The organism is Streptomyces sp. NPDC047081 (assembly GCF_040643775.1).
Lineage (GTDB): Bacteria > Actinomycetota > Actinomycetes > Streptomycetales > Streptomycetaceae > Streptomyces.
The window spans coordinates 69,453-80,642 of the sequence record NZ_JBEYUY010000022.1 but is presented as its reverse complement, the minus strand read 5'-3'; the positions used below and the strand labels follow the sequence as shown (position 1 = coordinate 80,642).

General features: G+C 69.5%; 15 protein-coding genes. 1 reads left to right on the top strand and 14 read right to left on the bottom strand.

Annotated features, from left to right (window positions below):
- Position 1: 1 nt before the first annotated feature.
- The 14 genes from ABZ848_RS33780 to proS form a co-directional block, all read right to left on the bottom strand.
- Positions 2-364 (bottom strand): YraN family protein, encoded by a 363-nt coding sequence (locus ABZ848_RS33780; RefSeq protein ID WP_360838075.1) that lies wholly within the window; start codon positions 362-364, stop codon positions 2-4.
- Between the two features lie 108 nt (positions 365-472).
- A complete protein-coding gene (locus ABZ848_RS33775; protein ID WP_005311352.1) occupies positions 473-781 on the bottom strand; it encodes a DUF2469 domain-containing protein in 309 nt (102 codons plus the stop codon).
- A gap of 56 nt (positions 782-837) precedes the next feature.
- On the bottom strand, positions 838-1,359 hold the full coding sequence (locus tag ABZ848_RS33770; RefSeq protein WP_360838073.1) for an NUDIX hydrolase: 522 nt from the start codon (positions 1,357-1,359) through the stop codon (positions 838-840).
- Positions 1,349-2,125: a signal peptidase I gene (gene lepB / locus ABZ848_RS33765; RefSeq protein WP_360838072.1), complete on the bottom strand. Its 777-nt coding sequence runs from the start codon at positions 2,123-2,125 to the stop codon at positions 1,349-1,351. Before lepB (ABZ848_RS33765) ends, ABZ848_RS33770 begins: the two co-directional genes overlap by 11 nt.
- Before the next feature lie 104 nt (positions 2,126-2,229).
- Positions 2,230-3,213: a signal peptidase I gene (lepB, locus tag ABZ848_RS33760; RefSeq protein WP_360838070.1), complete on the bottom strand. Its 984-nt coding sequence runs from the start codon at positions 3,211-3,213 to the stop codon at positions 2,230-2,232.
- Positions 3,101-4,222 carry a signal peptidase I gene (lepB, locus tag ABZ848_RS33755; RefSeq protein ID WP_360838068.1) on the bottom strand — a complete coding sequence of 374 codons (1,122 nt, stop codon included), beginning with the start codon at positions 4,220-4,222 and terminating at the stop codon, positions 3,101-3,103. The genes lepB (ABZ848_RS33760) and lepB (ABZ848_RS33755) overlap by 113 nt, the downstream gene beginning before the upstream one ends.
- Positions 4,215-4,910, bottom strand: coding sequence for a signal peptidase I (lepB, locus tag ABZ848_RS33750; RefSeq protein WP_360838066.1), 696 nt, complete (start codon positions 4,908-4,910; stop codon positions 4,215-4,217). Before lepB (ABZ848_RS33750) ends, lepB (ABZ848_RS33755) begins: the two co-directional genes overlap by 8 nt.
- A 45-nt stretch (positions 4,911-4,955) precedes the next feature.
- A complete protein-coding gene (rplS, locus tag ABZ848_RS33745) occupies positions 4,956-5,306 on the bottom strand; it encodes a 50S ribosomal protein L19 (protein ID WP_003973398.1) in 351 nt (116 codons plus the stop codon).
- 133 nt (positions 5,307-5,439) lie between these two features.
- Entirely contained in the window at positions 5,440-6,273 is an 834-nt protein-coding gene (gene trmD, locus ABZ848_RS33740; protein WP_360838063.1) for a tRNA (guanosine(37)-N1)-methyltransferase TrmD, read from the bottom strand.
- Entirely contained in the window at positions 6,270-6,788 is a 519-nt protein-coding gene (gene rimM / locus ABZ848_RS33735; RefSeq protein WP_360838061.1) for a ribosome maturation factor RimM, read from the bottom strand. Before rimM ends, trmD begins: the two co-directional genes overlap by 4 nt.
- A 105-nt stretch (positions 6,789-6,893) precedes the next feature.
- Positions 6,894-7,133, bottom strand: a complete 240-nt coding sequence (locus tag ABZ848_RS33730; RefSeq protein ID WP_003973401.1) for an RNA-binding protein — start codon at positions 7,131-7,133, stop codon at positions 6,894-6,896.
- A 2-nt stretch (positions 7,134-7,135) separates the two neighbouring features.
- A complete protein-coding gene (rpsP, locus tag ABZ848_RS33725) occupies positions 7,136-7,555 on the bottom strand; it encodes a 30S ribosomal protein S16 (protein ID WP_360838059.1) in 420 nt (139 codons plus the stop codon).
- Between the two features lie 281 nt (positions 7,556-7,836).
- Positions 7,837-8,430: a hypothetical protein gene (locus ABZ848_RS33720; RefSeq protein WP_242775618.1), complete on the bottom strand. Its 594-nt coding sequence runs from the start codon at positions 8,428-8,430 to the stop codon at positions 7,837-7,839.
- Between the two features lie 261 nt (positions 8,431-8,691).
- Positions 8,692-10,107: a proline--tRNA ligase gene (proS, locus tag ABZ848_RS33715; RefSeq protein ID WP_360838057.1), complete on the bottom strand. Its 1,416-nt coding sequence runs from the start codon at positions 10,105-10,107 to the stop codon at positions 8,692-8,694.
- A 198-nt stretch (positions 10,108-10,305) separates the two neighbouring features.
- On the opposite strand from proS, the gene ABZ848_RS33710 reads away from it, so the two are divergent.
- Positions 10,306-11,172, top strand: coding sequence for an SAM-dependent methyltransferase (locus ABZ848_RS33710; protein ID WP_360838055.1), 867 nt, complete (start codon positions 10,306-10,308; stop codon positions 11,170-11,172).
- Positions 11,173-11,190: the final 18 nt, after the last annotated feature.

Genomic DNA, 11,190 nt, shown 5'->3' with positions numbered 1-11,190 from the left:
CTCAGGCCACCCCCCGCGCGTGTTCCACGACCGGTGCCCCACGCTGGGGCAGCAGGACGCCCACCAGGTCGATGCGGACACCGCCCGGTGGTGCGCCTCCATGCGCGTGGATCCAGTGCGCGGCGAGCCCACGCAACCGCTCCGCCTTCTCCGGCGTCACCGCGGCCATCGGGTGCTCGAAGGGCCCCGCGCGCCGCGTCTTGACCTCGCAGACGACCAGGACGTCCCCGTCCCGCGCCACGATGTCGATCTCCCCGGTCCTGCCACAGCGCCAGTTGCGCTCCAGGACCGTCATCCCGGCCTCGGCCAGCCGCCGCGCGGCCAGCTCCTCGCCGTACCTGCCGAGTGCACTGCGTGCGTTCATGTCGGCACCACCTCCGGCGCCAACGATCACGCAACCCCGCCCCACCGAGTTGATCTTGGTGGACTACTCGGCGGTTGTGGACAACCCCGCCACCCCCACGGGTGACACTCAGCTGCCCGGCAACTCCAGATCGCTCTTGTTCAGCTCCTCAATGTTCACGTCCTTGAACGTGAGCACCCGGACCTGCTTCACGAACCGAGCCGGCCGGTACATGTCCCAGACCCACGCGTCCGCCATCGAGACCTCGAAGAACACCTCGCCCTGGACCGAGTGCACCTGCATCTCGTAGTCGTTGGTCAGGTAGAAGCGCCGCTCGGTCTCGATCACGTATTTGAACAGACCGACGACATCGCGGTACTCCCGGTAGAGCTTCAGCTCCATCTCGGTCTCGTACTTCTCGAGGTCCTCGGCGCTCATGGCATGTTCCCCTTCAGCCGTGCGATCCCACCATTGTGCGCCAGTCCCATGAGCCTCTAGACGATTTCCGGGTCGAGGGTCACGGGTCCGGCAGGGGGACCTTCGTCGAGCAGCCTGCGGAGCAGCTCGGCGAGTCTGGTCGGATACACCGTCTCATGTGCCCGGGTCAGTTCCGCACACGTCCACCAGCGTGCTCCGGCGACGCTGCGCCGCTCCAGCTCCGTCAGCCCTCTGGCCCCGGGCAGGGCATCGGACGTCTGCGCCGTCCTGGCCAGGTAGTACCACTCGTCCTGGTCCCAGCGTCGGCCGGCGAACGGGAAGGAGCACTGCCGGCGCCACAGCACGGGGCCGAGCTCGAACTCGGTGATACCGGTCTCCTCGGCGAGTTCCCGTACTGCGGCCTCCTCACGCGTCTCGTCGCCCTCGACGCCGCCGCCCGGGGTGAACCACCAGTCGTCCGTCGGGTCGTCCGGCTCGTGGCCGTACAGGAGCAGGATGCGGTCGTCGGGGTCGAGCAGCACGACCCGGGCGACCTTGCGCAGCCCGTTCTCGGGTCCGTCCGCCGGTTCAGCGGGCACCCACGGGCTCCGTCCGGGTGCGGGCGCGGCGGTTGCCCAGGCGCTTGGCGATCGGGCCGTACGCCCCGCCACCGAGGACGAGGACCGCGCCGACGATGATCAGCGCGACGATGATGCGGAGGGGGCCCGGCGTCGAGAGGGCGCCCAGGGTCTCGAAGCCCGTGGGGCGCTCCAGCATGCCCTTCATCGGCCAGACGACGGCGTCCACGCGAGCCGTCACGGCGGACTCGGCCACCGTGCCCTGGGCCGCGTCGCTGAGGTGGGCGGAGGAGTCCAGCGAGCCCTGGCGCTCGTCGCCGAGGAGGAACAGGCGGCCCTGGGGGACCTTCACGGTCGGGATCTTCTTGTCCTCGACCGCGCTGCCCTTGAGGTAGCCCTCGTCGATCTGCTTGCCGTTGACGGTCAGCTTGCCGTCGGTGCAGCAGGAGACCGTGTCGCCGCCGACCGCCACCACACGCTTGACCACGGGGGCGTTGGTCACCCACGTCTTGTCCGTGAAGACGACCACGTCACCGCGGTGTACCTCGCTGCCGTCGACCCGCTGCGCCAGCACCCGGTCGCCGGCGTCGATGGTCGGCGTCATCGAGGTGGTCGGCACGGTGTACGGCCGGTACACCACCGCTCCCCAGGCGAACCCTCCGAGGAACAGCACGATGCCCAGTGCGACCGCGATACCGGACAGTCGCTGTCCGGCCTTGCTGCCCACCGGGCCCGTGCTCCTGCCGCCGCTGCGCGGGGCCGTACGTGTAGTGCTCTCGCCACCCATGGGTCCGCACCCTACCCGGCGGTACCTGGGCCGGTCAGCCCTTCACCGGCCGACGCGGTCACAGCTGCACCAGGCTTTCACCAAGGCTTGGTGCGCGGTCCCGCTCAGCGGCTCTCGGCCGGTGCGATCCTCCTGCGGCGCCACAGCGCGACCGGCACGACACCGGTGAGGGCGAGCGCGTTCGGAGCGGCCGTCAGGGCACCCGCCGCCGAGGACTGGTCGCCGAGGCCGGGCTGGTCGAAGGTGTCCGGGATCGGCAGGGTGTCCCAGCGGTTGATCGGCCAGGCGATGACGATGGCGCGTCCGACGACCTTGTCGACCGGGACCATGCCGTGGTGCTTGTCGCTCTGGTTGTAGCGGGAGTCGCGGGAGTTCTGCCGGTGGTCGCCCATGACCCAGATGTAGCCCTTGGGGACCTTCACCGTGAACTGGCCGCCCTGGTCGTCCACGCTGCACGGGGTGTTGCCCGCGTACACGAACGACGTGTCGTTCAGCGGCTTGCCGTTGACCTTCAGCGGGCCGCTGCCCTTGCAGGAGACCGTGTCGCCGCCGACGCCGATGACGCGCTTGATGAGGTCCTTCTCCTCTGCGGACGGCATCAGGCCGATCCAGCTGAGGACCTTCTGCAGCGCGTTCGGGTTGGCGGTGGGCTCGCCCGCCAGCCAGTTGTCCGGGTCGTGGAAGACGACGACCTCGCCGCGCTCGGGCTTGGAGCCGAACCACGGGGTCAGCTTGTCGACCAGGACGCGGTCGCCCTGCTGGAGGGTGTTCTGCATCGAGTCCGACGGAATCGAGAACGCCTGCACCAGGAAGGTCTTGATCAGCAGCGCGAGGACGAGCGCGATGCCGATGAGGATGGGCAGCTCCTTCCAGAAGGAGCGCTGCTTCTTCGCCCTGGGCGCCGAGTCGCCCGGCCCCTGGCCGTCCGCCCTGGTCTGCGCGTCGCGCGGCATGCCGTCGTCGCCCGCCGAGGAGTCACTCCCGGAGGTCACGGCGCTGTCCGCGGCCGGGACGGCTGATTCCACGGGCTGCCCGCGGTGCTCCTCGCCGTCGTGTCCGGACCGTGCGCCAACCGCCACATCCCCCACGCCAACTCCTTACTCTGTGTCGCTGCCTGCCCCATACGCGACGCAGGCCCACCACTCCCATAACGAGCGGGAGTTCCGCAGGGGTCGGGAGCTGGATGGCTGTGTTCAGATCGTCGGGAGCAACCCTATGCGACAGCTGCGGGGACGCGGTCGTCCCCGACACGGAGTTGGAAACGGAGGCGAAAGTTTTAGGTTCTTCCAAGGAGGTCCAGTGCCCCATGGGCCAGGCGATGACCTTCGCCCGCCCCACCACGGAGTCCAGTGAGACCGTGCCGCCGTAGGCGGTGTTCATATGGGCGCGGGAGTCCGCGGAGTTGGCCCGGTGGTCGCCCATCACCCACAGCCGGCCCTTCGGGACGGTGATGTCGAACTCCTGTGTGGACGGGGCGTTTCCGGGATACAGGTAGTCGCCCTCGGTCAGCGGTACGCCGTTGACGGTCATCCGGCCCTGTGCGTCGCAGCACTTGACGCGGTCGCCGCCGACGCCGATGACCCGCTTGATGAGGTCCTTCTCGTTGTTGGACGGCAGCAGACCGATGAAGGTCAGCGCCTCCTTGACCTGCTTGACGACGATGGGGTCGCTACCGGTCGTCGTGGTCTGCTCGTCCGCGAGCCAGCCGCCGGGGTCCTTGAAGACGACGACGTCGCCGCGCTTGGGCTCCGAGCCGAACCACGGGGTGAACTTGTCGACCAGGACGCGGTCGCCGATCCGGATCGTCTGCTCCATGGAACCGGACGGGATCACGAACGCCTGGACGAGGAACGTCTTCAGGACCAGGGCTATGAGTACGGCGACACCGACCAGGAGCGGTATCTCCTTGACCGCGCTGCGCCTGCGCTTTCGCTTGACCTTGCGCTGGAGCTTGCGCCGCTCCGCGCGCGAGCGGCCACCGGACGGGCCTGCGGCGCCCGCGGAGCCGCTGGTGCGCCGCGATCCGGTGGGCAGCAGGTTCTCGGTGCCGAAGGGGCTGCTGGGCGCCGCGCCGCGCGGCTTGCCGCGGTTACCCATGCGCACCGTCCGCGGCGGGCACGCGCGCGTAGGCGCTCGGCCGGTGCAGGCGCGTGAGGTGGGCGGAGGGCCAGACGATCCAGTCGGCGCGTCCGATCACGTCGGAGAGCGGGATCATGCCGCCGCCGGGCGAGCCCAGGTGGTCGCGGGAGTCGCTGGAGACGCTGCGGTGGTCGCCGAGGACGAAGAGGGTGCCGTCGGGCACGACGACGCTGAAGGGCACCGAGGACGGGGTGTCCCCGGGGTACAGGAACGACGACTCGTCGACCGACCGGCCGTTCACCTCGATCCTCCCCTCCTTGTCACAGCAGACCACGCGGTCTCCCCCCACACCCACGACGCGCTTGATGTAGTCGGCGTTCCCGAAGTAGCCCGTGCCGTCGAACACAACGACATCTCCCCGTCGCGGCTGGGCACCGAAACGGTACGCCAACTTATTTACGAGAACGCGGTCGCCGATCCTCAATCCGTCTTCCATGGATCCGCTGGGAATCTGGAATGGTTGGACCACGAATGCGTTGAGGAGCAGCAAAAAGACCAGGCAGACCAGCAGGGTCAGGGTGATCCGCCCGCCCGGCAGCCAGTCGGTGACCTTCGCCACCAACGCGAAACGCGACCGTTCCTCCGCAGCCACTGGATCAGGGCGGGAGGAGCGGTCGCGCTCCGTCTGCTGTGCTTCGGTCTCCATCGAGGCCAGATGCTATCCGGCGCCCCTATGGACACCCGCGCGAGCTCAGCTGTCGCGCTTCTCCTTGATCTTCGCGGCCTTACCGCGCAGCTCGCGCAGGTAGTACAGCTTGGCGCGACGCACGTCACCGCGGGTGACGAGCTCGATCTTCTCGACGATCGGGGTGTGCACCGGGAAGGTGCGCTCGACGCCGACGGAGAAGGAGACCTTGCGGACCGTGAAGGTCTCGCGGACACCGGCGCCCTGGCGGCGGATCACAACGCCCTTGAACTGCTGCACACGGGAGCGGTTGCCCTCGATGACGCGCACGTGGACGTTGACGGTGTCACCCGGGCGGAAGGCCGGGACGTCGCTGCGCAGCGACGCGGCGTCGACGGAGTCGAGCAGGTGAGACATTTCGTCTGCTTTCTTCACCCATGCCACAGGTCATAGGCGGTATCTAGGTTTCCGAGAGGATGCTGTCCGTGTCGGGGCGGGCGTCGTGTCCCCCTGTGGCAGGGGCGCACGCCGGACGACGCACAACAGCGAGCTATTCTTCCACGCCCTCGTGCCTGCGCCAAAATCGGCCGTACGGCTCCCCCGCCGGGTCCGGGGCCCAGCCCAGGATGGAGAGCATCTCGCGGTCCTTCTTGTCGAAGGCCTTGGGGTCGCAGCGCTCGATGAGGTCGGGCCGGTTGGCCGTCGTACGCCTGAGGGCCTCGTCGCGGCGCCAGCGGGCGATCTTGCCGTGGTGGCCGCTGAGCAGCACGTCCGGGATCCCGCGGCCGCGCCACTCAGGGGGCTTGGTGTAGACGGGGCCCTCCAGGAGGTTGGCCATGGCGCCCGGCGCGAAGGAGTCGTCGCGGTGGGACTCGGCGTTGCCGAGGACGCCGGGCAGCAGTCGCGCCACGGCTTCGGTGATGACCAGTACGGCCGCCTCGCCGCCGGCGAGGACGTAGTCGCCGATGGACACCTCGTAGACCGGCATCCGGGTCGCGTACTCGTCGATGACCCGGCGGTCGATGCCCTCGTAGCGCGCGGGCGTGAAGATCAGCCAGGGGCGCTCGGAGAGCTCGACGGCGAGTTCCTGGGTGAAGGGGCGGCCGCTGGGGGTGGGGACGATCAGCGCGGGCGTGTGCGAGCCGGTCTCGTAGCCGTCGGCGAGGGCCGAGTCCAGGGCGTCGCCCCAGGGCTCGGTCTTCATGACCATGCCGGGGCCGCCGCCGTACGGGGTGTCGTCGACCGTGTTGTGGCGGTCGTACGTCCACGCGCGCAGGTCGTGCACATGCACCCCGAGCTGCCCACGCGCGCGTGCCTTGCCGACGAGGGAGACGTTCAGGGGTTCCAGGTACTCGGGGAAGATGGTGACGACGTCGAGCCTCATTCGCTGTCGTCCCCGATCAGCCCGGGCGGCGGGTCGATGACGGCCCGCTGCTCCTCCAGGTCGATCTCCGTCACGATCTCCTCGACGAAGGGGATGAGGACCTCGGTGCCGTCGGGACGCTCCACGATGAACAGGTCCTGCGAGGGCAGGTGCGAGATCTCGGTGATCCGGCCCACCTCCACGCCGTCCTTGGTCACCACGTCCAGGTCCATCAGCTGGTGGTCGTAGTACTCGTCCTCCTCGTCCGGGAGCACCTCCGGATCCACCTCGGCGATGAGGATGGTGTTGCGCAGCGCCTCGGCGGCGCTGCGGTCCTTCACGCCCTCGAAGCGCAGGAGGAGACGGCCGCTGTGGACCCGGCCGGTCTCGATGGTGAGCGGCCCCGTCGAGGCGGGCTCCGTCAGCAGCACCGCTCCCGGCGCGAGCCGGAGCTCCGGCTCGTCGGTGCGGACCTCGACGGTGACCTCGCCCTTGATGCCGTGGGCACGGCCGATGCGAGCGACTACCAGCTGCACTGTGCTTGATCTCCTGGACGACAAGTAGGTACGACTACGGGCCGGGGACGGCCCAGTTGAGGCCCTCCCCGGCCCGAGCCGGTGCTGTGTTGTCAGCGTGTTGCGTCAGCGGACGTGGTCGACGTCGACCAGGTCGACGCGGACACCGCGGCCGCCGATGGCGCCCACGACGGTGCGCAGAGCGCGTGCGGTGCGGCCGTTGCGGCCGATCACCTTGCCGAGGTCGTCGGGGTGGACCCGGACCTCGAGCACGCGCCCACGGCGCAGGTTGCGGGATGCGACCTGCACATCGTCAGGGTTGTCGACGATGCCCTTCACGAGGTGCTCGAGAGCCTCCTCGAGCATGCTCAGGCCTCGGCCGACTCGGACTCGGCGGCGGCCTCGTCCCTCTTCTCCGCCTTCTTCTTCTGGGTGATCGCCTCACCCTTGCCCTCGTCGTCGCCACCAAGGGCCTCGAACGACGGGCGCGCCTTCTTCGGCTCGGCGACCAGCAGCGGAGCCGGGGCGGGCTCGCCCCTGAACTTCTGCCAGTCGCCGGTCTTCTTCAGAATGGCGAGGACGGGCTCGGTCGGCTGCGCGCCGACACCCAGCCAGTACGCCACACGGTCGGCGTCCACCTCGATGACCGACGGGTTGTAGGTCGGGTGGTACTTGCCGATCTCCTCGATCGCACGGCCGTCACGGCGGGTGCGGGAGTCGGCGACGACGATGCGGTAGTGAGGCGAACGGATCTTGCCCAGACGCTTCAGCTTGATCTTGACTGCCACGGGAGTGGGTTCTCCTGGTTTTGACGTGGTTGGGCACGGCGAGATTGCCGCGTGGGGTTGCGGTACCCGAGTGCCCGATGGACGCGTCAGCCGGAGGAGAGAGGGGTCCTGTGCGGCTGTCGAGTACAGCTAGCCATTGTGCCACACCCCACGGATCGCTTCCGCCGGTGGGACCGGACCTTCCCCCGGACATGCCGAAGCGGCACCCGGCGTGGAGGTGAGTCACGCCGGGCGCCGGCCGCACCGGCAGCCACGAGATGCCGGTACTTCGTGCTCCCGCGTTACGCCGCGACCGCCTCGGGAATCCGGAAGGGCTTCCCGCAGCCTCCGCAGACGATCGGCGCCTGGGCCAGCACCGACGGGACGACCCGCACGTTACGGCCGCAGTCGCAGACCGCCTTCACGCGCACGCCGCCGCCCGAGGAGCCGTGCCGGGCCGCCGGGCCGCGGAAGCTCTTCGGGGTGTCGGCGGAGGTGGCCGCCGTATGGGCCTTGAGGGCGCGCTGCAGCCGCTCCATGGTGGGGCGGTAGCGGCGCTTGGCCTCGGGGTTGAGCGTGACCAGCGAGAAACCGCTGCTGGGGTGCGGCTCCTCGGGGTGGTCCAGGCCCAGCTCCTCGGCGATCGCTAGGAATCTGCGGTTGTGGTACCGGCCGGCGCGGGACGTGTCTCGCACGCCGCGTGCCGCGGCGATGCCGTGGACTGCCTCATGGAGCAGTCGCTCGAAGGAGAGCTCGTGCCCGCACGCGGACGACGACTCTCCGATCAGGGACTCTGGCGCGGCAAGGTCAGGCAGCTCGGGGTGGTACCGCTGAATGTCGGCCCACGCCTCTGCCAGCTCTGCGGCGAGAACAGGTGGTGTCTGTGTCGTGCTCACGTAATGACAACGAGCGGGGGTGCCGCTGTGTTCCTATTCCGGGGCATCCCAAATAATTTGCACGTACCCGTCAGTTGCCGCTGATGCGTGGAGACGAGGGCGGGTGCGCTGATCTGCGGAGAAGCCTCACAGCTCGTACCAAGCCGGTACGTAGCCTGACGTACGCACCGGCGCGTAGCGGATGTCCACGCGCCGGTGCGGCTGTGATCCGCAGGTGCGCAAGAGGCGTTTCGGTCGCTCTCGCGGCGGAAGCCCTGTGTATCAGTAAGCGCGCGCGACGACCGCGACGTTACCGGGTGCGTCCTGGGAGTCCGGAACCGACCCGTCGGAAGCGACCAGACACCGTACGGTCACCGCGTGCTCGGCCAGTCTGGCCTCGCCCTCTTCGCCGAGGTCGGCCCACGGGATGCGGGCCCAGCCGCCGGCGCCCGCCGCCTCGACGGCCTCCTCGATCGTCGACACGTCGGCCGTCCGCGACTCACGGCGCTCGCGGGACTGCGCCAGAAGCAGCGCCTGGTCCTCCTCCAGGATCGTGGGGAGAAGTCGTACGAGACTGTCGATCGCGACCGGCTCCTTGCCGCCCGGGATGCGGCGGGCGAGCATCGCCGTGCCGTTCTCCAGGTCACGGGGTCCGACCTCGATGCGGACCGGCACGCCCTTGAGCTCCCAGTCGACCGCGCGGCGGCCGAAGGGGGTGTCGGTGCGGTCGTCGACGTGGACGCGGACGCCCGCCGCGGTCAGCCGGTCGCCGATTTCGCGGACCTTGGCCAGAACCTGCTCGTCGCCCTTGATCGCGAGGACGACGGCCTGGATCTGCGCGAGCCGCGGCGGGACGCGCAGGCCGTTGTCATCTCCGTGAGTCATCACCAGGGCGCCGATCATGCGGGTGGTCGAGCCCCAGGAGGTCTGCCAGACGAGCTCCTGCCTGCCCTCCTTCGACAGGTACCGGGTGTTGAAGGCCTTGGCGAAGTTCTGGCCGAGTTCGTGGCTGGTGACCATCTGGAGGGCCTTGCCGTCGCCCATCATGCTTTCCAGCGTGAGGGTGTTGATGGCGCCCGCGAAGCGTTCCTTGACGGTCTTGCGGCCGGCGACGAAGTCCATGGCTAGGACGTTCTCGATGAACTCCCCGTACACGTCCCGCTGGATGTGCTCGGCGAAGTCGCGCGCCTCCTCGTACGAGGCGTGCGCGGTGTGGCCCTCCTGCCACAGGAACTCGGTGGTACGGAGGAAGAGACGGGGGCGCAGCTCCCAACGGACCACGTTGGCCCACTGGTTGATCTTCAGGGGCAGGTCGCGGTAGCTCTGCACCCACTTCGAGAAGTAGTCGTTGATGATCATCTCGGAGGTGGGGCGGACGACCGCGGGCTCCTCCAGCTCCTTGCCGCCGCCGTGGGTGACCACGGCCAGCTCGGGCGCGAAGCCCTCGACGTGGTCGGCCTCGCGGGCGAAGTACGACTGGGGGATCAGCAGCGGGAAGTACGCGTTCTGCGTGCCAGTGGCCTTGATCCGGGCGTCCATCTCGGCCTGCATGCGCTCCCACAGCCCGTACCCGTACGGTCGGATGACCATGGTGCCGCGCACCGGGCCGTTGTCGGCCAGCTCGGCCTTGTTGACCAGATCCTGGTACCAGCGGGGGAAGTCGTCCGCCCGGGGTGTGAGTACGGGTGCCTTTGCCATGACGGGATGTTACGGGCCCACGTTGCGCCGATGTGAATTCTTTTTCCCCCGCACAGTCAACCCACAAGCCGGGCCCCACAACCCCTGGACGAGCGGTCGAGTGCGGAGTTACCTGGCATACGGGGGGAGTGCGAGCGCACGTCACGGGGGCTACGGAAACGGGCACAGCGGCAACTCTCGGCGGATTGGGGCGCTTTGATGACACCTACGCTCGTGCGGCAGCACCCACCCCATGCGGGCGGTTCGCCCCGTGTGGATCTGTGTGCACGCGCGCGTGACTGGTCCGAGATCCAGGAGCGGATGCTGGTGCCGCTCTACGAGGCCGTCTACGAGCGACTCGAAGTGGGCCGCGGCACCCGGATGCTGGGCCTCGGCTGCGGTTCCGGGCTTGCCCTCCTGATGGCGGCCGCGAGAGGCGCGGCGGTCACCGGTGTCGACCACTCCTTCCCCGAGCGGCTCGTCCTCGCGCGCGAGCGGCTGCTGCCGGACGCGTGGGACGCACGCGCGCGTGCGGACACGCGGATCATCGACGGTTCGCCGGCCGACCTGGCGACCGCGGGCGACGCGGAGACGCCCGCGTACACCCTGGTGACGGCTTTCGAGCCGATCGGGTGTCTGGCGGGCGACTCGGAGGGGCTCGGCGGGCTGCTGCGGGCAGCGACACCGCTCGCCGAGCGCGGGGCGCCCGTGGTGCTCGCCGGCTGGGGTCCGCCGGAGCGCTGCACCACGTCGTCCGTGCTGCGGGTGGCCACCAGGCTGGCGGATCCGCTGCGCAGCGCGGGCAGTTGGCGCCCCGCCCTTCGCGACGACCTGGAGGAGGTGGCCCAGCGGGCGGGGCTGAAGCCCGACGGCTCGGGCCGGGTCGCCTGCCCCTTCGGCTACGCCGGCACGGACAGCGCGGTGCGCGGGCTGCTCTCGACGGGCCTGTTCGACGCGGCGATCGCGGCGACCGACGCGACGCAGGTGGAGAAGGAGCTGGCGGAGGCGCTGCACCCGTATCTGCGTCCGGACGGGACGGTGTGGATGCCGAACGTCTTCCGGTACCTGATCGCGCGCACGCCCTAGGCGTCCGGTCACCACAGG

Excerpts from the sequence above, each read along its gene's own strand:
- ABZ848_RS33775 (WP_005311352.1), bottom strand. The coding sequence starts at position 781 with ATGAGCGCCGAGGACCTCGAGAAGTACGAGACCGAGATGGAGCTGAAG.
- ABZ848_RS33730 (WP_003973401.1), bottom strand. The coding sequence starts at position 7,133 with ATGCTCGAGGAGGCTCTCGAGCACCTCGTGAAGGGCATCGTCGACAAC.
- lepB (WP_360838068.1), bottom strand. The coding sequence starts at position 4,222 with ATGGGTAACCGCGGCAAGCCGCGCGGCGCGGCGCCCAGCAGCCCCTTC.
- trmD (WP_360838063.1), bottom strand. The coding sequence starts at position 6,273 with ATGAGGCTCGACGTCGTCACCATCTTCCCCGAGTACCTGGAACCCCTG.
- lepB (WP_360838072.1), bottom strand. The coding sequence starts at position 2,125 with ATGGGTGGCGAGAGCACTACACGTACGGCCCCGCGCAGCGGCGGCAGG.
- ABZ848_RS33710 (WP_360838055.1), top strand. The coding sequence starts at position 10,306 with ATGACACCTACGCTCGTGCGGCAGCACCCACCCCATGCGGGCGGTTCG.
- ABZ848_RS33780 (WP_360838075.1), bottom strand. The coding sequence starts at position 364 with ATGAACGCACGCAGTGCACTCGGCAGGTACGGCGAGGAGCTGGCCGCG.
- lepB (WP_360838066.1), bottom strand. The coding sequence starts at position 4,910 with ATGGAGACCGAAGCACAGCAGACGGAGCGCGACCGCTCCTCCCGCCCT.
- proS (WP_360838057.1), bottom strand. The coding sequence starts at position 10,107 with ATGGCAAAGGCACCCGTACTCACACCCCGGGCGGACGACTTCCCCCGC.
- rplS (WP_003973398.1), bottom strand. The coding sequence starts at position 5,306 with ATGTCTCACCTGCTCGACTCCGTCGACGCCGCGTCGCTGCGCAGCGAC.